19 protein-coding genes are annotated in these 23141 nt (G+C 54.0%); 5 read left to right on the forward strand and 14 right to left on the reverse strand.

Annotated elements, in window-relative coordinates; translation table 11 throughout:
* Nucleotides 1–33 precede the first annotated feature (33 nt).
* From GVO84_RS16430 to GVO84_RS16445, 4 genes are all read right to left on the reverse strand, one after another.
* Nucleotides 34–963: a substrate-binding domain-containing protein gene (locus tag GVO84_RS16430; RefSeq protein ID WP_159514678.1), complete on the reverse strand. Its 930-nt coding sequence runs from the start codon at nt 961–963 to the stop codon at nt 34–36.
* Nucleotides 964–994: 31 nt separating this feature from the next.
* On the reverse strand, nt 995–1981 hold the full coding sequence (iolG, locus tag GVO84_RS16435; RefSeq protein ID WP_159514679.1) for an inositol 2-dehydrogenase: 987 nt from the start codon (nt 1979–1981) through the stop codon (nt 995–997).
* A gap of 300 nt (nt 1982–2281) precedes the next feature.
* The gene (gene iolD / locus GVO84_RS16440) at nt 2282–4207 is read right to left on the reverse strand and encodes a 3D-(3,5/4)-trihydroxycyclohexane-1,2-dione acylhydrolase (decyclizing) (protein ID WP_159514680.1); all 1926 of its coding nucleotides are present in this window, start codon (nt 4205–4207) and stop codon (nt 2282–2284) included.
* A gap of 11 nt (nt 4208–4218) precedes the next feature.
* Complete coding sequence (locus GVO84_RS16445) at nt 4219–5724, reverse strand: CoA-acylating methylmalonate-semialdehyde dehydrogenase (protein WP_159514681.1); 1506 nt, start codon at nt 5722–5724, stop codon at nt 4219–4221.
* A 292-nt stretch (nt 5725–6016) separates the two neighbouring features.
* Here GVO84_RS16445 and GVO84_RS16450 point away from each other — a divergent pair, with 292 nt between their 5' ends.
* On the forward strand, nt 6017–6850 hold the full coding sequence (locus GVO84_RS16450) for a MurR/RpiR family transcriptional regulator (protein ID WP_023338648.1): 834 nt from the start codon (nt 6017–6019) through the stop codon (nt 6848–6850).
* A gap of 72 nt (nt 6851–6922) precedes the next feature.
* Here GVO84_RS16450 and GVO84_RS16455 read toward each other — a convergent pair whose 3' ends face one another.
* From GVO84_RS16455 to GVO84_RS16475, 5 genes are all read right to left on the reverse strand, one after another.
* On the reverse strand, nt 6923–7303 hold the full coding sequence (locus GVO84_RS16455; RefSeq protein WP_159514682.1) for a DUF1641 domain-containing protein: 381 nt from the start codon (nt 7301–7303) through the stop codon (nt 6923–6925).
* Complete coding sequence (locus GVO84_RS16460) at nt 7303–8499, reverse strand: NAD(P)/FAD-dependent oxidoreductase (protein WP_159514683.1); 1197 nt, start codon at nt 8497–8499, stop codon at nt 7303–7305. The genes GVO84_RS16455 and GVO84_RS16460 overlap by 1 nt, the downstream gene beginning before the upstream one ends.
* Nucleotides 8500–8716: 217 nt before the next feature.
* Complete coding sequence (locus tag GVO84_RS16465; RefSeq protein WP_236545868.1) at nt 8717–9052, reverse strand: YcgJ family protein; 336 nt, start codon at nt 9050–9052, stop codon at nt 8717–8719.
* A gap of 786 nt (nt 9053–9838) precedes the next feature.
* Entirely contained in the window at nt 9839–11998 is a 2160-nt protein-coding gene (locus GVO84_RS16470) for a hypothetical protein (protein WP_159514684.1), read from the reverse strand.
* Between the two features lies 1 nt (nt 11999).
* Nucleotides 12000–13208, reverse strand: a complete 1209-nt coding sequence (locus tag GVO84_RS16475; RefSeq protein ID WP_159514685.1) for a hypothetical protein — start codon at nt 13206–13208, stop codon at nt 12000–12002.
* A 380-nt stretch (nt 13209–13588) separates the two neighbouring features.
* Between GVO84_RS16475 and GVO84_RS16480 the strand changes: the two genes are divergently transcribed.
* Nucleotides 13589–13807: a DUF7661 family protein gene (locus GVO84_RS16480; RefSeq protein WP_032648750.1), complete on the forward strand. Its 219-nt coding sequence runs from the start codon at nt 13589–13591 to the stop codon at nt 13805–13807.
* Between the two features lie 146 nt (nt 13808–13953).
* On the opposite strand, the gene guaA is transcribed toward GVO84_RS16480, so the two are convergent.
* A complete protein-coding gene (gene guaA / locus GVO84_RS16485) occupies nt 13954–15531 on the reverse strand; it encodes a glutamine-hydrolyzing GMP synthase (RefSeq protein ID WP_063427885.1) in 1578 nt (525 codons plus the stop codon).
* Nucleotides 15532–15598: 67 nt separating this feature from the next.
* Entirely contained in the window at nt 15599–17065 is a 1467-nt protein-coding gene (guaB, locus tag GVO84_RS16490; RefSeq protein WP_029741666.1) for an IMP dehydrogenase, read from the reverse strand.
* 159 nt (nt 17066–17224) lie between these two features.
* On the opposite strand from guaB, the gene xseA reads away from it, so the two are divergent.
* Genes xseA through GVO84_RS16505 form a run of 3 tightly spaced genes read left to right on the forward strand, consistent with a single transcriptional unit; the run spans nt 17225 to nt 20027 of the window.
* Nucleotides 17225–18598 (forward strand): exodeoxyribonuclease VII large subunit, encoded by a 1374-nt coding sequence (xseA, locus tag GVO84_RS16495; RefSeq protein ID WP_159514686.1) that lies wholly within the window; start codon nt 17225–17227, stop codon nt 18596–18598.
* Nucleotides 18599–18656: 58 nt separating this feature from the next.
* Nucleotides 18657–19676 (forward strand): M4 family metallopeptidase, encoded by a 1020-nt coding sequence (locus GVO84_RS16500; RefSeq protein WP_159514687.1) that lies wholly within the window; start codon nt 18657–18659, stop codon nt 19674–19676.
* Nucleotides 19677–20027 carry a protealysin inhibitor emfourin gene (locus GVO84_RS16505; RefSeq protein ID WP_006811517.1) on the forward strand — a complete coding sequence of 117 codons (351 nt, stop codon included), beginning with the start codon at nt 19677–19679 and terminating at the stop codon, nt 20025–20027. It abuts the gene before it with no gap.
* Here the strand turns inward: GVO84_RS16505 and GVO84_RS16510 are convergent.
* The 3 genes from GVO84_RS16510 to GVO84_RS16520 are packed head-to-tail and all read right to left on the reverse strand — an operon-like array spanning nt 20024 to nt 22933.
* Entirely contained in the window at nt 20024–20245 is a 222-nt protein-coding gene (locus GVO84_RS16510) for a zinc ribbon domain-containing protein (protein ID WP_023294288.1), read from the reverse strand. The two genes, GVO84_RS16505 and GVO84_RS16510, sit on opposite strands and share 4 nt — an antisense overlap.
* A gap of 50 nt (nt 20246–20295) precedes the next feature.
* Nucleotides 20296–21330 carry a Gfo/Idh/MocA family oxidoreductase gene (locus GVO84_RS16515; RefSeq protein ID WP_159514688.1) on the reverse strand — a complete coding sequence of 345 codons (1035 nt, stop codon included), beginning with the start codon at nt 21328–21330 and terminating at the stop codon, nt 20296–20298.
* 58 nt (nt 21331–21388) lie between these two features.
* Nucleotides 21389–22933: a peptide MFS transporter gene (locus GVO84_RS16520; RefSeq protein ID WP_032659418.1), complete on the reverse strand. Its 1545-nt coding sequence runs from the start codon at nt 22931–22933 to the stop codon at nt 21389–21391.
* Nucleotides 22934–23141: the final 208 nt, after the last annotated feature.

Raw genomic sequence — 23141 nt, forward strand, 5'->3', positions numbered from 1 at the left:
CATGATGAGCCGCCAGAGGCGGCTCGGGACATATTAGTTACCGGCCTCACCGATACGCTCAGCCTGCTGTAGGTTCTCTTTGGTGATCAGCGTCGGCGGATAGTCGGCCCCGGTGATGGCTTTCTTCTCGCGCACGTTGGCCACCAGCTGGCTCATCGCCGTCTGCACCGCAAAGCCCGGACGCTGATCCGCCGTTACCGCCAGCCAGCCGTCGCGCACGCGGGCCAGCGCTTCCGGCACCGCATCAAACCCGGTCACGAGGATTTCACCCGGCTTCACGCCCTGGCTCTGCAGCGCTTCAATCGCCCCCAGCGCCATATCGTCGTTGGCAGAGAGGATCACCTGCGGGCGCTTCGGCAGCGAGGGCAGAACGCTTTCAACGATGCGCATCCCTTCAGAACGCATCCAGTTCCCGGTCTGATCGGCGACGATCTTGTATTTATCCCCGCCCGCCTTCAGGCTGTCGCGGATCCCTTTGGTGCGTTCAATATTTGAAGAGGAGCCCGGCTGGCCGGTGAGGAGAATGATGTCCGCGCCGTTGGGGAATTTGGTTTTAACGAAGTCGCCAACCGCCTGGCCGCCCTTGTAGTTGTTGGCGCCAAAGTGCGGCACTTTCTTCTGGCTGTCGACGGAGCGGTCAAGGGTGACGATCGGCAGCTTCGCATCCTGAATTTCATCCACCGCGCTGGAGACCGCGTTCACGTCGTTCGGGGAGACGATAAAGCCCTGCGCCCCGCGGGTAATGGCGTTTTCTAGGTCAGCCACCTGCTTCGGCGAGCTGCCCTGTCCGTCCAGTACCTGAAGATTCACGCCCATCTCTTTTGCGGCTTTCACCGCCGTGCGCTGCATGTGAACTTCAAACGGCATGGCCAGGTTTGGCGTACTGAAAACAATTTGCTCGTTTTCGGCGAGGGCGGCCCCGGACGTCATGGCGATGAGGGCGGCTACGATCAGTTTTTTCATTATTATGTCTCTCTGTGTAGGGTTGTTGTGTTTAGAGGACGATCTCGCGCTGGCTGCGCAGTGACTCCAGCGCTTTATCCGCAAGGTACAGCGCACGTTCACCATCATCGCCGCTGCAGTCAGGCACCGCTTCGCCGCGCAGGACCGCAACAAAGTGTTCCCATTCCGCGGCGTAAGCGGATTTGTAGCGCTGCAGGAAGAAGTGTTCCGGCAGCGCGCTGGTGCAGCCTTGTTTGCCGTAGTGCTGCACCTGGTTTTCAAGAATGTTGCCCGCGCACAGCAGCCCTTCGGAGCCGTGCAGCTCCAGGCGCTGGTCGTAGCCGTACGAAGAGCGGCGGCTGTTGACGATGGTCGCCATCGCGCCGGAGGCATATTTCAGAACGATAAACGCGGTATCGATATCCCCCGCCTCGCCAATCGCCGGATCCACCAGGTTGCTGCCCTGGGCATACACCGACCCCGGCTCTTCGCCCATGATGAAGCGGGCCATGTCAAAGTCATGAATGGTCATGTCGCGGAACATGCCGCCGGAGACGCGCACGTATTCCGCAGGCGGCGGAGACGGGTCGCGAGAGATGATCAGCAGCGATTCCGGTTTGCCGATGCGCCCGGCCTGCACGTCGGTTTTCACGCGGCGGAACTGCGGGTCAAAGCGGCGGTTGAAGCCGATGAACAGCGGCACGTCGTACTCTTTGACCACCTTCAGGCAGTCGCGCACGCGTGCGAGGTCAAGGTGTACCGGCTTTTCGCAGAAGATAGCCTTGCCGTGGCGGGCGGCCATTTCAATCAGATCCGCGTGGGTATCGGTGGCGGAGGCAATCAGCACGGCGTGAACGTTAGGGTCGGTCATCGCCTCACTCAGGCTCTGCTGGCGGGCCTGATACTGCGCGGCGAGACGGGTGGCAAATTCCTGATTCGGGTCAACCACGGACCAGAGCGTGGTCGCGGCGTGGCTGGCGATGTTAGCTGCATGTACCTGGCCAATTCGGCCAGCGCCCAGTAAAGCAATGTTAAACATAACGGCTCCCGGTGTTGGTGAATGCTGTGAACTAACGACCCTATAAATAAAACATTTATTTCATTTTTATAAATAGTGAAAATTATGTTTTTGAGTGTGGGTTAACACTTTTGAGATGAATGAGATAAATTTTGTTATCAATCTCACAACATGGAAGGACGTGCGGCAACGCCCCTCACCCCGGCCCTCTCCCCAATGGGGAGAGGGAGAAAAGCGCGCACCAAACTATCCCCTCTCCCCTTTGGGGAGAGGGTTAGGGTGAGGGGAAATGAAATGAAAATTTCGTTACGAAGAGAAATCTCAATACTGACGGGCTTTTTTCACCTGCGCCCGGGTGTGCTCCGCGGCCTCACGCACGGCAGACGACGCCGCCACCTGCGCATCACCGGTTCGCCACCAGGAGGCGTAATCGTGGGTCATGGTCTTCGGCAGCACCTTGATGTCCAGCAGCGTTGGGCCAGGATGCGCCCGTGACGCCTCAAGCGCTGCCAGCAGGCTTTGCTCATCGTGCACCCGCCACGCGCGGCAGCCGTAGCTCTCCGCATTTTGCGCAAAATCGACCTTCACCAGCGGCCCGTCAAGCCGCCCGGTTTCCGGGTTGCGATGGCGGTTTTCCGTGCCAAAGCTGCCCATGCCGTGCCCCATCTGCAGGTTGTTAATGCAGCCGAAGCTGGCGTTATCAAATAGCAGAACGGTGATCTTAATGCCCTCCTGAACGGCGGTTTGCAGCTCGGAGTGCAGCATCATGTAGGAGCCATCCCCCACCATGGCGTACACCGGCAGTTCGGGTCTGGCGAGCTTCGCGCCGAGGGCCGCCGCTATCTCGTAGCCCATGCAGGAGTAGCCGTACTCCAGGTGATAGCTGTCCGGCGTTTTGACCTGCCAGAGACGCTGTAAATCGCCCGGCAGCGAACCGGCCGCGCCTACCACAACGGCGTTATCTTCAATATGCTGGTTGATCAGCCCCAGCACCCGCGTCTGGGTCAGGCGAGTGTTGAGCGTCTCGCCGTATTCCGCCAGCTGCGCATCCAGGTGCCTCGCCACTTCGGGCGCGTCGTCAGGACGCCACTGGCGCTCCCACAGGCGGCGGCACTCGTCGCGCCAGGCGGACTTCGCCTCGCCGATCGCCTCTCCCCAGCCGCTGCGATACTCCTTGAGCGCGTGGGTTAATGCCTGGAGCCCGATTTGGGCATCGGCAATCAGCGCGGTCGCGTCCAGCTTAAGGGCGTCAAACTCGGCCACGTTCAGCAGCAGGAATTCGACGTCCGGGTGGGAAAAGAGCGCCTTGGAGCCGGTAGTAAAATCGGTCAGGCGCGTGCCGATGCCAATCACCAGGTCAGCCTGCGGCGCGAGTTGGTTGGCGGCCATTCCGCCCGTCACGCCCACCCCACCGAGATTAAGTGGGTGGTCACTTACCAGCGCCCCCTTTCCGGCCTGGGTTTCGGCAAACGGCAGCCGCAGCGTCTCGACAAAGTAGCGAAACGCCTCATGCGCGCCGGAATAGCGCACGCCGCCGCCGCACACCACCAGCGGACGACGCTTGCGGGCGATCAGCCCCCGCGCCTGCGCCAGACGGTGCGGGTCAGGAGGACGACGCTCGATGTGATGCACGCGACGCGCGAAGAAGCTGAGCGGGTAATCCCAGGCTTCTCCCTGCACGTCCTGCGGCAGGCAGATGGTCACCGCCCCGGTATTGGCGGGGTCAGTAAGCGTTCGCATCGCGCTTAGCATGGCGCTCATCAGCTGCTCGGGACGGTTGATGCGGTCCCAGTAGCGGGAGACCGGACGGAAGCAGTCGTTGGTGCTGATGCTGAGATCGTGATACTGCTCGATCTGCTGCAGCACCGGGTCCGGCTGGCGGCTGGCGTAGATATCGCCCGGCAGCAATAGCAACGGGATGCGGTTCGCCGTGGCGGTGGCCGCCGCGGTCACCATATTGGCGGCGCCCGGCCCGACGGAGGAGGTAACGGCAAAAATACGCTGACGACGGTGCTGTTTGGCAAATCCCGTCGCCATATGGGCAATGCCCTGCTCGTTGCATCCCTGCATCACCTGCAGATGGCCGGGATCCTGCTCCAGCGCCTGGCCGATGCCCAGCACGTTGCCGTGCCCAAAGATGGTGGCGACGCCCTCCACGAAGGGCGTTTCGTTGCCGTCCACGCTGACGTACTGTTGATTAAGGAACCGGACCAGCGCCTGGGCCATGGTCATACGTTCGGTTTGCATAAAACCTCCTGTCAGCCCAGCGTCGGCATGGAGAACGCAGCGCCTGTCTCCTGCTGCATTTCCGGCCAGCGCGCGGTGATGGTTTTCATTCGGGTGTAGAAGCGCACGCCATCGCTGCCGTGGACGTTGAGCGCGCCAAAGATGGAACGCTTCCAGCCGCCGAAGCTGTGGAACGCCATCGGCACCGGGATCGGCACGTTGACCCCCACCATGCCCGCCTGCACCTCTTCGCAGAAGCGGCGCGCGCAGCCGCCGTCGCGGGTGAAGATCGCCGAGCCATTACCATATTCATGGCGGTTAATCAGATCCACCGCGCTGGCGTAATCTGCTACGCGCACCACAGAAAGCACCGGACCGAAGATCTCTTCTTTATAGATGATCATCTCCGGGGTGACGTTATCGAACAGCGTCGGCCCGACGAAGTAGCCCTGCTCGTGGCCCTTCACGCTGAAGCCGCGGCCGTCCACGCGCAGTTTTGCCCCCTGCGCTTCCCCGCTGTCGATATAGCCCAGCACCTTGCTGCGGTGCACGGAGGAGATGAGCGGCCCCATTTCGTTTTCCGGCGACTGGTCCAGGCCCGGCCCGACGCGCAGCGCGGCAATCTGTTTTTCCAGCCGGGCGCAGAGGTCATCGGCAGTTTTATCCCCCACCGCCAGCACCACCGAGAGCGCCATACAGCGTTCTCCCGCCGCGCCGTAGGCCGCGCCCATGATGGCGTTGGTCGCCATCTCCATGTCGGCGTCCGGCATTAAAATGCAGTGGTTTTTCGCGCCACCCAGCGCCTGACAGCGCTTACCGTGGGCGGACGCGGTCTGGTAAATGTATTCCGCAATCGGCGTGGAGCCGACAAAGCTCACCGCCTGCACGCGCGGGTCAGTCAGGAGCACGTCAACGGACTCTTTATCGCCCTGCACCACGTTGAACACGCCGTCCGGCAGGCCGGCCTCTTTCAGCAGCTGCGCCAGCGCGAGCGCCAGAGAAGGATCTTTTTCCGACGGCTTTAGCACGAAGGTGTTGCCGGTCGCCAGCGCAATCGGGAACATCCACATCGGCACCATCGCCGGGAAGTTAAACGGCGTGATCCCGGCGCAGACCCCGAGCGGCTGCATCAGCGAGTGGCTATCGACGCCGGTACCGACGTTCGCAGAGTGTTCACCCTTTTGCAGATGCGGGATGCCGCAGGAAAACTCCACCACCTCCAGACCGCGGGTCAGCTCGCCCACCGCGTCGGAGAAGACTTTCCCGTGCTCTTCGCTGATGATGCGGGCCAGGCGATCCATGTTCTCTTCCAGCAGCGCCTTGAAGCGGAACATCACGCGCGCGCGCTTAAGCGGAGCATGGCGCGCCCACGCCGGAAACGCCTGCTGCGCGGCGGCAATCGCCTGTTCGGTTTCCTGCGCCGTACTCATCACCACCTGGCGGATCTGCTCGCCGGTGGCCGGGTTGAAGATCGCCTGAACGCGCTGGCCTGAACCGGTGACACATTCGCCGTGAATAAAATTCGCTACCGTCTCCATCCTTAACCTCTCGCTGTTGATACGTGACTGTGACCTGAACACTGTGTACTGAACACTATATATGAAACAAATATTCCATTTTAAGTTGAAATAAAATAAATGATGATTATTGTGATCAAGGATGGATTTTTATGTTAACAGCCAACAACACTGACGCAGCGTGCGCTATTAAGGGATTTCGGGCGAGGAAATGACTGAAGCTTCTGTTTCATTTTTGCTGCCAGATGGATGGCCGACATTTAAAAGACGCGGTTTTGCGTTTAGAATCATAAGACTGTACTTGGGGGATAAGATGACGACAGCAACCAGCCTGAACGAACTGCAGCAGCAAATCCGCGATCGCTACGATAGCCTGAGCAAGAGGCTGCAGCAGGTCTCCCGCTACGTGCTGGATAACACCAACAGCGTGGCCTTTGATACGGTTGCCGTCATTGCCGAGCGCGCCGACGTACCGCCCTCGACGCTGATCCGCTTTGCCAACGCCTTTGACTTCACCGGCTTCAACGAAATGAAACAGCTGTTTCGCATGAACCTGGTGGAGGAGACCGCCAGCTACAGCGACCGCGCCCGGCTGTTCCGCGAAATGGAGAGCGAGGCCGTGCCGGAAACGCCGCTCGATATCCTGCAGGAGTTCGCCCGCTCGAACGCTCAGGCGCTGCAGCAGCTGGCCGCCCGCGCCGAACCGGAGATGCTGGAGCGTGCGGTACAGTTGCTGGCCGACGCCGACACCATCTACATCGCCGGGCTGCGCCGCTCCTTTAGCGTCGCCGCGTATCTGACCTACGCCCTGAGCCATCTGGAGTGTCGCCCTATCCTGCTCGACGGCATGGGCGGCATGCTGCGCGAGCAGATCAGCCGCATTAAGGCGCGCGACATCGTGGTGTCTATCAGCTTCTCGCCATACGCGGAAGAGACGGTGATGGTCAGCGAAACCGCCGCCAGCGTCGGCGCGCGGCAGATCGTGATTACGGACAGCCAGATAAGCCCCCTGGCGACGTTCAGCGATCTCTGCTTTGTAGTGAAAGAGGCGCAGGTGGATGCGTTCCGGTCTCAGTCGGCGACGCTGTGCCTGGTGCAGTCGCTGGTGGTGGCGCTGGCGTATCGGTTGGGTGGCGGGGAGAAATAGCCCCCAATGCCGTTTGGTGGGCCGGGTAAGGTATAGACGATACCCGGCCGCCTGAAGAGCATTAGCCAGACATTAACGGCTTCTTATCTCGGGGCAATCAGAATAACTGACGGAAGAGAGGGAATTCAGACGTTGCCCCGTAATCTGTAACACCCGCACTAAAAGCATGATGCCGCGGCGGGTATCAGGATCGTTGAGCATGGCAAACACCTGCCGAAGCGAAATATCCCCTTCCCGGTTAATTTGCTCTCCCCACGCCATGCGTAGCGCGGTTCCCCCTTCCCAACCGACGGTGACCACATCTTCAAAAACGCCTGCCAGTTTTTCGACCATCGCGCTGTCGGTCATTTCCAGCATGTCTGCTGCTAAGGCCAGCAGATCAACCAGATTATTCAGGCGATTGCCTGCCATCAGCGGGGCGAGGCTTTTAAGTAACTGTTCCTGTTCACTCATCAGAACATCCCCCTCACGACACCCCAATAGAGTCCACGGTTAAAACCGTTTCGCAGCATGCCGCCGAGTTTCGTCGCAGGCATGGGCGTCACGTCATTGCGATAGTCATACACCAACGGCATACCGGCCCAGAGCCCCATCTGCGCAACGGCCTGAACCCGTCCATCATAATGGTTACCGCTTCCGGGCGGTCTGCCGTACAGCTCCGCCACAATGTTATCGGCAACGATCGGCGCCTGGTTGTGGCACGATCCCCCGGCTTTACTGATCGGGAGGTCAACGGTATCGCCGATCACATACACCCCTTCCAGGCCGTAGACGCCCAGCGTTTGGTGATCCGTCGGCAGCCAGCCTTCTCCGTTCTGAACCTCACTGAGTCCCGTATTACGCACCGCTTCGACCGCTCTGATGGGAGGCGTTGCCATCAGGATGTCGAAGTTCTGCGAGTCGCCCTCGGCGGAATAGGCAATTTTGCTGTCAGGATCGACATGGCTTAACGTAAAGCCGCGCTGGTGCTGTATTCCTTTGGCAGCAAAAATATCGCCTAGCGCCTCTCCAACCGGACGCTGCAGGAACAGACAGTTTCGCAGCAGCTGCGCGACGGTCGGATAGGTATAAACAATCTCAACCTGATTACGTACGCCGCGCTGGCGAAGATAGTCGTCAACCATCAGCGTGGTTTCAATTGGGGCGATGCCGCACTGATGGGGAACATTCGGCGTTTCCGGGAAAGAGACGGTAATAAATATTCGCCCCTTTTTAATGGTGGAGAGCTTATGCGCTAATTGTCTTGCCGCCGCGTATTGATAAAAATGGTCGCCCGCTTCGGCAAGGCCAGGGATTTTTTGCGGGAAAGGCGTGCAGCCGGTTGCGATAACCAGCAGATCCCAGTCGTAATGTTGCTTACTGGCACCGTACAGTCGACGCTGTTTAAAATCGAACGACTCAATCTTATCGGTAATAAATCGAATTTCCGGACTCAGTAGCTGCCGTTCAGGCCGGGCCAGCTCGTGATGATGGAAGAGGTTAAACGCGACGTACATAAACGCGGGTTTGTAGTAATGCACCGGTGATTCGGAAATCAGTACCAGCTCTACCTGACCGGCAGCAATTTCACGCCGTAATTTTCTGGCCAGCAGGTTGGCAACAATGGTTCCTCCCGTGCCGCCGCCGACAATCATTATGCGGTTTTTCATTCCTTTATTCGCTCATGGTAGTGAATGGGAATTCACGTAACCAGACCGCTTCACTGTTACGCTCAGCTAAAGGGTAGTAACAGAGTAATATTCCGCAATACAACTTTTAACGAGAAATTTAATTTTGACAATTACATCATCATTTATAATGTACGCTACAAAATATAATTTATATCCCAATAACGTAGTCTCTTCCTGTGGTCTCTTTTTATCACCATTATTCACCAAAGAGCAGCTTTGTGTACTTTTTAGATAGCACCCCGGAGCGCTGTCCGTTCGCACCATAATAGCGATCTTCACGGCACAGTCTTTCCTTCACATCGCAGAAAATACCGTTGGCAAAGGTGAATTCGGTCAGATCGACATTGCTCGACGTGAACACCTCGTTTGCAGCAGCCTTCTTACCGAGATACGTCTCTGTCAACTCGCGGGATAATCCCTTGTCATTGGCGCATACATATCGGTCGCAGAGCACGCCCGATGCTGGCGACTTGAGCCTGGTGGGGGTCCTGGCCTGGGCGGACATGGCGGACACGGCCAGCAGCGCGGCCACAGAGCATACGAGTATTGACTTATTCAAGATGATAATCTCCGTTGGTTAAAGAGTGACGGCTTTGCACCGGGCGCGGTGGAACCATTCATAAAGTGTGAAAAAGCCTGGAGGGTTCTGAGTTTCAGCAGGAAATGCCCCGTTTAGCTTTTGGTTGACCTAACAGTTGTCGCAAGTTCGGCTCGGAGGCAATTGTAAGGGCCCTATCCAGGTGAGTCATGCGATTTTAGAAACCTGAACGACTATGCTCTAAACGGAGTGGGCTTGTGGGGCGGGTCCGCTCTGAGCGAGGAGCGGAAGTTCGGATTGCATACTTATATTTGGGTGTTCTAAATCGTAGGGACTAGGTCTGGGGCATTCTTACCAACTCCCTCTTAATTGAAACACAGCATTGGTAGCGTGCCCGCACGCTTTGTGAAACCATTCAGGTTTATATTAAATTTGCTGATTTCTTTCCAGCGCTGATTGATGAGATTTTCCTTTTCCTTTAATACTTTGATAGTGGAACCGAGTCCAGTCTGATGAGTTAACCGTCTTGGCAACCCATTCGAAAAGTTTGTCTTACTAACTTGTACACATGATAAGGCGTCATGGAGCTCTATAGGGGCAATCCTCCCATAAATGAAAAGAAGCATTAAATTAACAAGCCTTTGTGAGGCAGCCGATTTGCTTCTGATTCATTTTAAGTACATAAAGCGTGAGTATGACTTGCATGTGCAAGATGAACAATGGAGTAAACATGGAGGAAGTATTGAAGGTTGGATTACCAACCTTCAATATGCAAGCGGCTCATTTCAAAAAAAAATCACGTTTAATTTGGTGCAATAAGAATTTAACCGAGTCAGGCATGCTTGTATTTTCTAACGATAGAATTTCCTGCAGATGGTGGTCAAGTATTCTTAGATGCTTAATCCAGATCGACATTAAAAACTCAAGGCATCCTTCTCCTTGTTCATTGTCATAATTTCTGACAATCGAAGATATTATATCGCACATTTGCTGACTGTAATTTTCATCAATAGTATAATTTAGCTCTGAAGAATACGCTGATCGTAACAAGCATGCTTGTATAACTCCGTCATTGTATCGGTCAAAGCAAACAGGGCTCAAAAGAGTGTAGTGATAAATTGTAGATAAACCCTTTCCGTCATTCATTCTTAAATCATGAAGCAGTGTTTGAATAGTCCAAAAAACATCTGCTTGGGAAGAGTCTTCTATTGCAATGGCCAGTTTGTCCCAAAAGACAAATGTTTCCCGGATCTTCAGAGAGTTCCCATTGCTATCTTTCAAGAACAGTTCATTAGGACTTATGGGCGATTCAAGTAAGGTTAGCCTTGAGAGCAAGTCGGCAGAGATCTTTTGTTGATGGTAATAATCATCAAAAGGATCATCATTTTTAAAACGAGAAAGTTTTTCATGCTCAAGATCCCAATAAGTTTTTAACTTTTCAGTGGTCCTTGGTAAGAAGCAGTTCCTGAGAACTATAAGTTCATGACCACCCATGCATAAGTCTTTTCTTAGCTGATCGAGGCTAGGGGCGTTTTGTAATTTCGAAAAGCCGACAAAATATGAAATTGAAGATGACTTATCAAGACTTCTAAGTTTTCTGGAGACGGATAATAGCTTCCTGCCCGTTGTTATTGCTCCTGCCACAACAAAAACAGATGACATGCTGCTATAATCAGATTCATGCATTTTACCAAAATTTAAGAGTTTTATCTTATCATCATTAACAATTTCTTTGATCTTCAATGCTAAAAGTTCTGAACCTTTGTCGTCTAAATGAATAATTGAATTAATATCACGCGAGAAAAATTTATTAATTTTTTTTCGCATATCAGAAATAAGAAGCTCTGGATTATCAGTCATTAATAGAGGAATGTTGATATCGTAAAACTCGCTATTGCTTTCTTGAGTTATGGCATTAATATTTAGAATTTTTTTTGCTGCAAACTCTCTAAAAAAGTTTTGTCTTTCTGCTTTGAAATCTATTTTCTTTATCATGAGTAAATCATGCTTAGGCGTCTCAGGCAAAAACTGCTCACCTTCTAGTCTGATCACTTTTGACCCGTTAGCACAGAGATTGCAATTTTCGTGTGATTCAGAATATATCTCACCGCCCAAAGCATCGTTGATATTATATAGTCCAGTCTGATTTTCACCTAGTGACGAATAGAAAAGTGTCTTTATATTGTTCTGTGATATTTTTTTCTTTTTTTCAAGTGTGCGAGCGAGACTACCACTGGTTGTGGCAGAAATTATAACTAACTGATTTTCATCTCGAATGAAGTTAAATTGCTGATTTAATGAAGAATATGATTCAAAACTCTCAATTACAGGAGTGCTGCAAGGGAATTTTTGCGACAAGTGTAGCGCTGTACTAACCAAAAATGAGATAGATGAAGTGTCGACATAAACTCTTTTTAAAGTTGAAAATATAGAGCTTAATAACCCAATAGCTAAGAAAGTCACCTCAACGCTTGAGGTAAATAAATTTGATGCTCTTATAAATTTATCACAATGATCACCTGAAGGTTTGCTAAAGTGATATGTTGAAGTAGAGGTTATTATACCTTTACGTTTCTTAAATATTTCATTTGCTCCAGCCTGGAGAAGCTCATGCCGATAATTATACTTTTCTTTCGAAGTTACATCTGTGATGTCACCATCATTGTTAACGTTTAAAAATTGTATTTTACTTGAAGCTGTGCCGATGTAAGACTCAAACTCTTGGTTAAAAAGTTTATCATTTAGCAAGCGTAATTTCTGTTCTTCATTTACTCCAAAACCAAACATTAATACTTCATTGGGTACTAAATTTTTGCTTATGTCTTCTTTTATCTCTTTTATTAGCTGATGCAAATCTAGTGATGAATTGCAGAAGATTGCCATTATTGGTGAGAGTTTAGCGCTAGGTTTATTAAATCTGAAAAGAAAAATACCACTCATTTTAGTTGTCCTTGGAATTATTTTTATCGATAAGGGGTACAAGGATTGTTATTGAAACTCCGCGAACTTCAGAATGTTCAGTTATATTCTCATCACAATAGCGTTTTGTTGACCAATCTAAAAACTTACAGTCATCGCTCTCTTCAAAACTATATGGGATGGTATTAAAATCCCTATAGATTGAGACTCTGTTACTTCTTATCTTCATAAAACCATTCAGTTTGGTTAATGATGCCATAACTGAAGGCAAACCATTTCCTTTCACATCATTATCTGTAGATGAACTTCTAAATTTCAGGCATTTTTTAATTATCGTATATTCATCATCAACGTCTAGAGTTGAGCCAGCATCAGAGTGATCAGCCAACCATCGGCCACAATAGCCTAAACCAGAATCAATAATGCTTATTTCTATGAACCTTCGCGAAGAAACGTTGGTTTGTTTAAGGCTTGATATGTACTCAGAAAGAACTTCATCATTTATGAGGTAATTATTTATTGCTTCATCAGATAAGTTTATTCCATACGTATATATTAATCTGTTTCCAGGTTTTATCCACTTATCCCTATTTAGATCACGACTGCCATGCTCGTGTGTGTTAACAAATAATTCATAAAAAATTCTTCCAATATCATCTATACTATCATCGTCAAGAGATATAGCTCCTCCTGCAACAGTTGATGATTTCAAAACCATTGCGCTTATTATGTTTCTTATTTCTTCATAGGATTTTGGCTCAGAATGAAAAGAAGGTGAATTGTTATAAAAGTTGCTATCAAATCCTTTTGTGCTGTGATCAACAAACGAATACCAGCAGAGCCTTCCATGTTGTTGACCAAAAAGGTTGTCTGATTGTGACTCAATTGCCTCTTTGGCAAGTATATTTATATCCCGTCTTATACTTATATTAGGAGTACCAGAAAATGAAATCTCTTTCGACATCATTGCAGCGGTGAATTTGTGTGGGGTGTTGATCAAATCTGTAAAATAGTCAGCATACTTTATGGATGACTCTTTTAAAACCAGCTTCTTGTTCAGACTTAAGTTCGCCCAAGTATTAATAGATTGTACAGCAATGGCTATCCCTCCAAAAGCAGAGTTTCTCTTACCTACAGGAAGGAGCAAAGGTTGGTCATCATCTGCCATCTTTACCCTTCTGATGAAGGAATCCATCTTATCTAAACTCAATGATGCAGGTAGTTCTATCATGGTACCACCTCCAGATTTCAAACTTTTTATTAAGGATAAGCTTCAAGTAATCATGTCTTTTTGATTCATACTCTCATAATTATCACTCAATATATTGACTAACTCAATGATTAAGCTAGTTATCTTTGGAAAAAAGGAATTTTTTCTAAATCTTAATACTAAACCCTAAAACTTGAAATGTAATGACCTGCTCCCCACCGATTGATACAGGTAGATGTTAACAACGTCCGCTTCTGGCACAGAGCAGATACAGAAGCATGATGTCCGCTGTAAGCGAGGTACGAACGCTGACCTTTCATATTTGTACGATTCACTCTCTGGCCTGCTCTGACGTATGTATCATAGATACAGGAACTCACTAGCATGACCGGAGATTGCATATGCTGATATATAACGTTTTTGGACGGCATATTGGCGTTCAACGTAAGCATGATCGGTGGCTGGTATTTCGTGCTGACTTGACGGAGAGAAAGTTTTCTCGGCTCTATGACATCGCTATTCCAGACGATATGACTGAAGGCGAGATTGCCGGCTGGCTGGGTGACATTTTCCATGAAGCCGCAACCGATCGTCATCCAAATGTGGAACGCATCGAATAAGAATTTAATGGAAAGCCTTACATTGCGCCCGCTCCTGGCACTAACCTAACATGGTGTTGCCAGCCATGGGCCAAAAAAAAGCCCGCAATCCGCGGGCTTAGAGATAATTTAGAACCTGTTAGTACCAGACGTATCCGGTTGGGAAATCATTCCCACTCAATCGTAGCCGGTGGCTTACCGCTGATGTCATACACCACGCGGGAAATACCGTTCACTTCGTTGATGATGCGGTTAGACACGCGGCCTAAGAAGTCATACGGCAGGTGCGCCCAGTGCGCGGTCATGAAGTCGATGGTTTCCACCGCACGCAGGGAAACAACCCAGTCGTATTTGCGGCCATCGCCCATTACCCCAACGGAGCGAACCGGCAGGAACACGGTGAACGCCTGGCTCACTTTGTTGTACAGGTCAGCTTTGTGCAGCTCTTCGATGAAGATAGCGTCAGCGCGACGCAGCAGGTCGCAGTACTCTTTCTTCACTTCGCCCAGCACGCGCACGCCCAGACCCGGACCCGGGAACGGGTGACGGTAGAGCATGTCGTACGGCAGACCCAGTTCCAGACCGATCTTACGCACTTCGTCTTTGAACAGTTCGCGCAGCGGTTCAACCAGGCCCATCTTCATCTCTTTCGGCAGGCCGCCCACGTTGTGGTGAGATTTGATGACGTGTGCTTTACCGGTTGCGGAAGCCGCAGACTCGATCACGTCAGGGTAGATGGTGCCCTGCGCCAGCCACTTCACGTCTTCCAGCTTCAGCGCTTCTTCGTCGAAGACTTCCACGAAAACGCGGCCGATGATCTTACGTTTCGCTTCCGGATCGTTCTCGCCTTTCAGCGCGTCCAGGAAGCGCTGCTCGCCTTCCACGTGAACGATGTTCAGACCGAAGTGGTCGCCGAACATGTCCATAACCTGCTGGGCTTCGTTGAGACGCAGCAGACCGTTGTCCACGAACACGCAGGTCAGGTTTTTGCCGATGGCGCGGTGCAGCAGCATCGCGGTCACGGAGGAGTCAACGCCGCCGGAGAGGCCGAGGATCACTTTGTCATTGCCAACCTGCTGGCGAATACGCTCAACGGCGTCGTCGATGATTTTTGCCGGGGTCCACAGAGCTTCACACTGGCAGATGTCACGCACGAAGCGTTCCAGCATGCGCATACCCTGACGGGTGTGGGTCACTTCCGGGTGGAACTGCACGCCGTAGAAGCGTTTTTCTTCGTTCGCCATGATGGCGAACGGGCAGCTTTCGGTGCTGGCAACGGTCACGAAGTCAGACGGGATGGCGGTAACTTTGTCACCGTGGCTCATCCACACGTCCAGCAGCGGTTTGCCGTCTGCGGTCAGGGAGTCTTCGATACCGCGCACCAGCGCGCTGTCGGTGACGACTTCTACCTGCGCGTAGCCGAACTCGCGCTCGTTAGAGCCTTCAACGTGGCCACCCAGCTGCATTGCCATGGTCTGCATACCGTAGCAAACGCCGAATACCGGCACGCCAGCTTCGAACACGTACTGCGGCGCGCGCGGGCTGTTCTCTTCGGTGGTACTTTCCGGGCCGCCGGACAGGATGATGCCGCTTGGATTGAATTCGCGAATCTGTGCTTCCGTGACATCCCACGCCCACAGCTCACAGTAAACGCCCAGTTCACGTACGCGACGTGCCACCAGCTGAGTGTACTGCGAACCGAAGTCCAGAATGAGAATGCGATGTTTATGAATGTTTTCCGTCATTGACGCTAATTCCGAGGCAAGTGAAACAAAAACAGAGCGCCCGGCAGAAGCCGGGCGCGGAAACTTATCAGGAGCCCAGACGGTAGTTCGGGGACTCTTTGGTGATCGTCACGTCGTGAACGTGGCTCTCCTGGATACCCGCACCGCTGATGCGTACGAATTCCGCTTTAGTACGCAGCAGGTCAATGGTACCACAGCCGGTGAGACCCATACAGGAGCGCAGGCCGCCCATCTGCTGGTGAATGATCTCTTTCAGACGGCCTTTATAGGCAACGCGACCTTCGATACCTTCCGGTACCAGTTTGTCAGCGGCGTTATCGGTCTGGAAGTAACGGTCGGAGGAACCTTTGGACATCGCGCCCAGGGAGCCCATACCGCGGTAGGATTTGTAAGAACGGCCCTGGTAGAGTTCGATTTCGCCCGGGGATTCTTCGGTACCTGCCAGCATGGAGCCTACCATCACGGCAGCTGCGCCAGCGGCGATCGCTTTAGCGATGTCGCCAGAGAAGCGGATACCGCCGTCGGCGATAACCGGAATACCGGTGCCTTCCAGCGCTTCAACCGCGTCAGACACGGCGGTGATCTGCGGAACACCCACGCCGGTCACGATACGGGTAGTACAGATAGAGCCAGGGCCGATACCCACTTTCACCGCGCTGCAGCCAGCGTCAGCCAGCGCGCGAGCGCCTGCGCCAGTGGCCACGTTACCGCCGATGATCTGCAGGTCAGGGTATTTGGCACGGGTATCGCGAATACGCTGCAGAACGCCTTCGGAGTGGCCGTGAGAGGAGTCAATCAGCAGGACGTCAACGCCCGCAGCAACCAGCGCGTCAACGCGCTCTTCGTTACCGGCACCGGCGCCAACCGCAGCGCCGACGCGCAGACGGCCATGCTCGTCTTTACAGGCGTTAGGCTTACGTTCTGCTTTCTGGAAATCTTTCACGGTGATCATGCCGCGCAGGTGGAAGCTGCTGTCAACAACCAGCGCTTTTTCAACGCGTTTTTCGTGCATTTTTGCCAGCACCACGTCGCGGGTTTCGCCTTCGCGAACGGTAACCAGACGCTCTTTTGGCGTCATGTACACGCTGACAGGCTGGTTCAGGTCAGTCACGAAACGCACGTCACGACCGGTGATGATACCGACCAGCTCGTTCTCTTCGGTCACAACCGGGTAACCGGCGAAGCCGTTACGTTCGGTCAGAGCCTTCACTTCGTGCAGGGTAGTGGTTGGCAGAACGGTCTGTGGGTCAGACACGATGCCGGATTCATGCTTCTTAACCAGGCGAACTTCTTCCGCCTGACGTTCGATAGACATGTTTTTGTGAATAAAGCCAATGCCACCTTCCTGTGCCAGGGCAATAGCCAGGCGCGCTTCAGTCACGGTGTCCATTGCCGCAGAGAGCATAGGAATGTTCAGGCGAATGGTTTTCGTCAACTGCGTGCTGAGATCGGCAGTATTCGGCAGAACGGTGGAGTGAGCGGGAACGAGGAGGACGTCGTCAAACGTCAGTGCTTCTTTAGCGATACGTAGCATGGGCAATATCTCTGACCTGGGTGGTTAAATATTGCCGTGGCATTATACAGAGCGTAACCGATTGCATCCACACTTTTTTTAAAAAAATGCTTGCGCTCACCTCTCAGCAGGTTACTATCGACTGAATAACTTGCTGATTTAGAATTTGATCCCGCTCACATGTTATCCTCTCAATCCCCCTCAATTTATACTGTCAGCCGCCTTAATCAGACGGTGCGTTTGCTGCTTGAGCAGGAAATGGGGCAGGTCTGGATCAGCGGTGAGATCTCTAACTTCACGCAGCCGTCCTCCGGACACTGGTACTTTACCTTAAAAGACGACACCGCCCAGGTGCGCTGCGCGATGTTCCGCAACAGCAACCGTCGCGTGACGTTCCGCCCTCAGCACGGCCAGCAGGTTCTGGTTCGCGCCAATATCACCCTGTATGAGCCGCGCGGCGACTATCAAATCATCGTCGAGAGCATGCAGCCTGCAGGCGAAGGCCTGCTGCAGCAGAAGTATGAACAGTTAAAAGCCAGGCTCTCTGCCGAGGGGCTTTTCGACCAGCAGTACAAAAAGACGCTGCCCTCCCCCGCCCACTGCGTTGGAGTCATCACCTCGAAAACCGGTGCGGCACTGCACGATATTTTGCACGTGCTGAAGCGTCGCGACCCTTCCCTGCCCGTCATCATATACCCGACCGCCGTTCAGGGTGACGATGCGCCGGGCCAGATAGTTCGCGCCATTGAGCTGGCGAACGCCCGTCAGGAGTGCGACGTGCTCATCGTCGGGCGCGGCGGCGGCTCGCTGGAAGACCTGTGGAGCTTTAACGACGAGCGCGTGGCGCGGGCAATCTTTGCCAGCCTTATCCCCGTGGTGAGCGCCGTCGGCCACGAAACGGACGTAACGATAGCCGATTTTGTGGCGGATCTGCGCGCGCCTACGCCGTCCGCGGCGGCGGAAGTGGTCAGCCGCAACCAGCTGGAACTGCTGCGTCAGATTCAGAACGGTCAGCAGCGCCTTGAGATGGCGATGGACTACTTCCTTGCCAACCGTACCCGCCGCTTTACCCAGCTTCATCATCGACTTCAGCAGCAGCACCCGCAGCTGCGTCTGGCGCGTCAGCAGACCGTGCTGGAGCGCCTGCGTCAGCGCATGAATTTTGCGGTGGATGCGCAGCTTAAGCGGGCGGTATCGCGCCAGCAGCGCGTAACGCAGCGCCTGAACCAGCAGAACCCGCAGCCGAAAATTTATCGCGCGCAAACGCGGATCCAGCAGCTGGAGTATCGTCTTGCGGAGACTGTCCGTTCGCGCCTGAGCACCACCCGCGAACGTTTTGGCAATGCGGTGACCCATCTTGAAGCCGTCAGCCCCCTCTCCACGCTGGCGCGCGGCTATAGCGTGACGACGGCGACGGACGGCAAAGTGCTCAAGCAGACCAAACAGGTAAATACCGGCGATGTACTGACAACGCGTCTTTCAGACGGCTGGGTAGAAAGCGAAGTGAAATCAATTAAACCGGTGAAAAAGACGCGTCAGCGTAAAACCGGATAATTCTTCGCCGGTTACTTACTATACTGCTGCTATTCCCTTTTTTAATAAGGAGAGCAGCATGCCCCATCTTCATAGCGTTATTCCCCCTTATATTCTTCGTCGTATTATCGAAAGCGGTTCCGAGCCGCAGCAGCGCTGTGCCCGTCAGACCTTAACCCACGTCCAGACGCTGATGGCCCACATGCCCGGCAAACCCGCCGCGCCGCACGTGAATAAAGCCGGACAGCTGGAGCGCGATATTTACGACGCGAAGCAAACCCAGGAGCTGCCGGGTACGCAGGTGCGTTACGAAGGCCAGCCGTCGAACGGCGATGTGGCGGTGGATGAAGCCTACGATTATTTGGGTATTACCCATGATTTCTTCTGGAAAGAATATCAGCGTGATTCGCTCGATAATAAAGGGCTTATTTTGACCGGCACCGTGCATTACGGTCGGGAATATCAGAACGCCTTCTGGAACGGTCAGCAGATGGTATTCGGCGACGGCGACGGCGAAATATTTAACCGCTTTACCATCGCCATCGACGTAGTGGCGCACGAGCTGAGCCACGGTGTGACAGAGACCGAAGCCGGGCTTATCTATTTTGAACAGTCGGGCGCGCTGAACGAGTCTCTGTCGGACGTGTTTGGCTCGCTGGTTAAACAGTACCATCTGAAGCAAACCGCCGATAAAGCTGACTGGCTCATTGGTGAAGGGCTGCTGGCGGCCGGAATTAACGGCAAAGGGCTGCGCTCAATGTCTGAACCCGGCACCGCCTATGACGATCCTCTGCTCGGTAAAGACCCGCAGCCTGCGCACATGAAAGATTTCATTAAAACGCGCGAGGATAACGGCGGCGTGCATCTGAACTCCGGCATCCCCAACCGGGCATTTTATCTGGCCGCGACGGCGATCGGCGGCTACGCCTGGGAAAAAGCGGGTTATGCCTGGTACGACACGGTTTGCGATCGCAATCTGGCGCAGGATGCGGATTTTGAGGCCTTCGCAAAACTGACGATCGCGCACGGCGAGAAACGCTCCGGCAGCGACGCTGGGGCGGCCATTAAACAAGCCTGGGAACAGGTGGGAGTGTTGTAAATGCAGGTTCCGGAACTGACGGATGACGCCGTGGTTGAGCTGGCCCGGGAAGGCGGCGTCGCTTTTATTCCCAAGCTGAGCGGACAGCGCACCATCGCGCTATCCTCGCTCAATGAGGCCCAGCGCCAGCGGCTGGTGAGCATCCTGGAGCAGGCTTTTCCACGCGGCCAGCCGCCCGGTCAAGCCTCTTCACCCGGCAGCGGCGACCAGCGCTATTTCCGCATCCAGATTATCTGGACCGGGCAAAATCAGGCGCACTACGCCGATATCATCGTGCTGGTGCCCGAGCAGGAAGCGCCCGAGTCGTTGGTCGAGCTGTGGCAGAAAGGCGAAGGCTGCGTGTGCGATTAACCTTCGGCCCGAACAAACTCCACGCGTTTTTTAGAGATAAGACCGTGGCCGTTCTGGCAGAAATAGTCCACCGCCCCGCAGGCTTTTAATACCTGGAGTGGCTGATGGCACTCCGGGCAGCGGGCTTCAAGCGCGATGTCCTTATTACAGCTTTCGCAGTGTGCCACCCCGTTCAGGGGCTCAAGCGGTGCCTGGCAATCCGGGCAGGTAATCGTCATGGTGACTCCTTAAAAGCGTTCAGGTCTGCGGTAATTTTACCACGTTGCGTTCAGTGAGGGCCACGCAGCTGCTGCTGTAACGCCAGCAGCTGCGTCACTTCCTCTACCCTGCGGCGCGTCGTGCGGCTCACCTCTTGCGGATCCCGTACAAACAGGCTGTTGGCGCCCAGAATATGCTCTGCAAGACAGTGCTCGTAGATCGTGCCGGGAATGTTCCAGCGTTGACGCGTGTCGCCATTCATCAGCTCCAGCACATCTTCAGCGCCGTGCCGGTCGTAGCTGATGGTCCGCCCGTCGCGCAACCAGAGCCGTAAGCCTTTTTGCCCGCCCGCGGGTCCCGCGTATTTGTTAAGCCAGATATCCACCAGCACGCCGCTGATGCTTCCCTGAAGATGCGCCTCGCCTTCCGCCGTGGTCAGGTCGCCTTTTGCAATATCGCGCCCCAGGCGGTCTTTAGCCGTGACGACCCGCAGCGTCATCTCATCATTCCCGCCCAGATAGCGCACCGTTTCGCGCAGCATCGCCAGCACGTGCGTACCGATATCCAGAATCACGCCATCAGGGTGGCGAAGCGTACGCGCGTCCGGCTCGCCGGTGGCAAAGTTAAGTGCGATGGGCTCCCCGGCAGCGTTATATCCGCTCGGCTCCTGCAAAAAGCCGTCGATTTTGACGATGTCAGCGAGGCTGCCTACAAGCGACCGCTTCACCGTTTCGATGCGCGCCATCCAGTGATCGAGCGCCAGCACGCGGGAGGCGACGTCGGGGTTCGCCAGCAGCGCGTTGAGCTTTTCTGTTTGGGAAAGCGTGGCGACAATCGGTTTTTCAACCACGATGCGGGAAACCGATGAGGCGAGAGCGTGTTCAAGCACCTCAAGATGGTGCAGAGACGCCGTGGTAATAAACAGGGTATCAAGCGGCTGGGAGAGGAGTTCAGACAGTGTGGCACAGCGCGTTACGCCCTCCGGCTGTTTGACGGGCTGGATATCAAAGCCTAAACAGTGAGGGGGAGTATCAAAGATTTTTCGTATTGCGGGCAGGTAAGCTGTTTCAACGACTGCGCCAAGACCGACAAACCCTAACAGCATGTTCTTACCTCGTCGAATAAATTGCCGGGGCATAACGCCGCCCCGGCAAGATCGAGGTTTATGAGGCGTTAGCTGCCGGTTTAGTCTGTGCATTTTCCAGCATGCGGCGCACCGGAACAATGAGGACGATCAGTACCGCGGCACAAATCAGCAGCGCGACGGAGCAGCGGGCAAAGAGATCCGGCAGCATATCCAGCTGATCGGCCTTCACGTGGCCGCCAATCAGGCCCGCCGCCAGGTTGCCCAGCGCGCTGGCGCAGAACCACAGCCCCATCATCTGGCCGCGCATTCTTTCCGGCGCAAGCAGCGTCATAGTCGCCAGGCCAATCGGGCTCAGGCACAGTTCGCCGAGCGTCAGCATCAGGATGCTGCCCACCAGCCAGAACGGCGACACGCCCGCCCCACCGCTGCTCAGCACGTTCTGTGCCGCAAGCATCATCAGGCCAAAGCCCGCCGCCGCGCACAGAATACCAATAACAAACTTGGTAATGCTGCTCGGACGAATGTTTTTGCTCGCAAGCTTCGGCCATGCCCAGCTAAACACCGGTGCCAGCAGAATGATGAACAGGGCGTTGATCGACTGGAACCACACCGCCGGGATTTCAAAATCACCAATCATGCGGTTAGTGTAGTCGTTGGCAAACAGGTTGAACGAGGTTGGCTTTTGTTCGAACGCGGACCAGAAGAACGCCGCGGAGATCAGCAGAATAAAGCAGACCAGCAGCCTGGCGCGCTCTTTACGGTTCAGCCCAGCAAAAACAAACAGATAAATGAAGTAGAGGGCTACAGACGCCGCAATCACGTAGACAAGCACGCTGGCTACCGCGACCGGGTTAATTACAATCACGCCCTGCGCAATCAGCGTCACGATCGTTGCCACGCCTGCCGCCAGCGCCAGCAGCCAAACGCCCACGCCGTTGCGCTTCACCACCGGGCTGTTCCAGGTAGAGTCGAGGCCGACTTCGCCGTCATAGCGCTTCATTGCCGGAACGGCAAACACGCGGAAGATAATCAGCGCCACCAGCATCCCGATGCCGCCAATACCAAAGCCCCAGTGCCAGCCGTGGGTTTTGATCAGCCAGCCGGAAATCAACGGCGCGATGAACGAGCCCATGTTGATACCCATATAGAACAGCGAGAAACCGCCGTCACGACGCGCGTCGCCTTTTTTATACAGGGTGCCGACCATCACTGAGATACAGGTCTTAAACAGCCCGGAGCCAAGCACGATGAACATCAGGCCGATAAAGAACAGGTTGTTCCCCATCACCGCTGAGAGCGCAATCGACAGGTGTCCGAGCGCAATCAGGATCGAACCGTACCAGACGGCTCTCTGCTGACCGAGCCAGTTATCGGCCAGCCAGCCGCCCGGCAGCGCGGCCAGGTACATGGTACCGGCAAAGATACCGACAATCGCCGAGGCGTTTTCACGCGCCAGGCCCATCCCGCCGTCATAGACGGTGGCGGCCATAAACAGGATCAGTAACGGACGGATGCCGTAAAACGAGAAACGCTCCCACATCTCGGTGAAGAACAGGGAACCGAGCGGATACGGATGGCCGAAGAACGTTCGGCTCTCTTTTTGATTAACAGTGGATTGCATAATTCTCCCGAAAGGTATGTCGTCGTGCTTGTAAACACCAGCAGGTACGCCGGCCAGTTACGTATCTGGTCGATTTTTTACATGCGGCGAAAAGTTAGTTAACCATTTGATAACCAGGCGCTAGTTTTGTCTAGTACCGGACCCTGGACTTTAAGATGAAAATTCGACGATTGTCTACTTTCTTAGATTTAAACTTGGTTAAAAGTGA

Origin of the sequence: Enterobacter sp. SM3, assembly GCF_009811935.2 — a bacterium.
Lineage (GTDB): Bacteria > Pseudomonadota > Gammaproteobacteria > Enterobacterales > Enterobacteriaceae > Enterobacter > Enterobacter asburiae_D.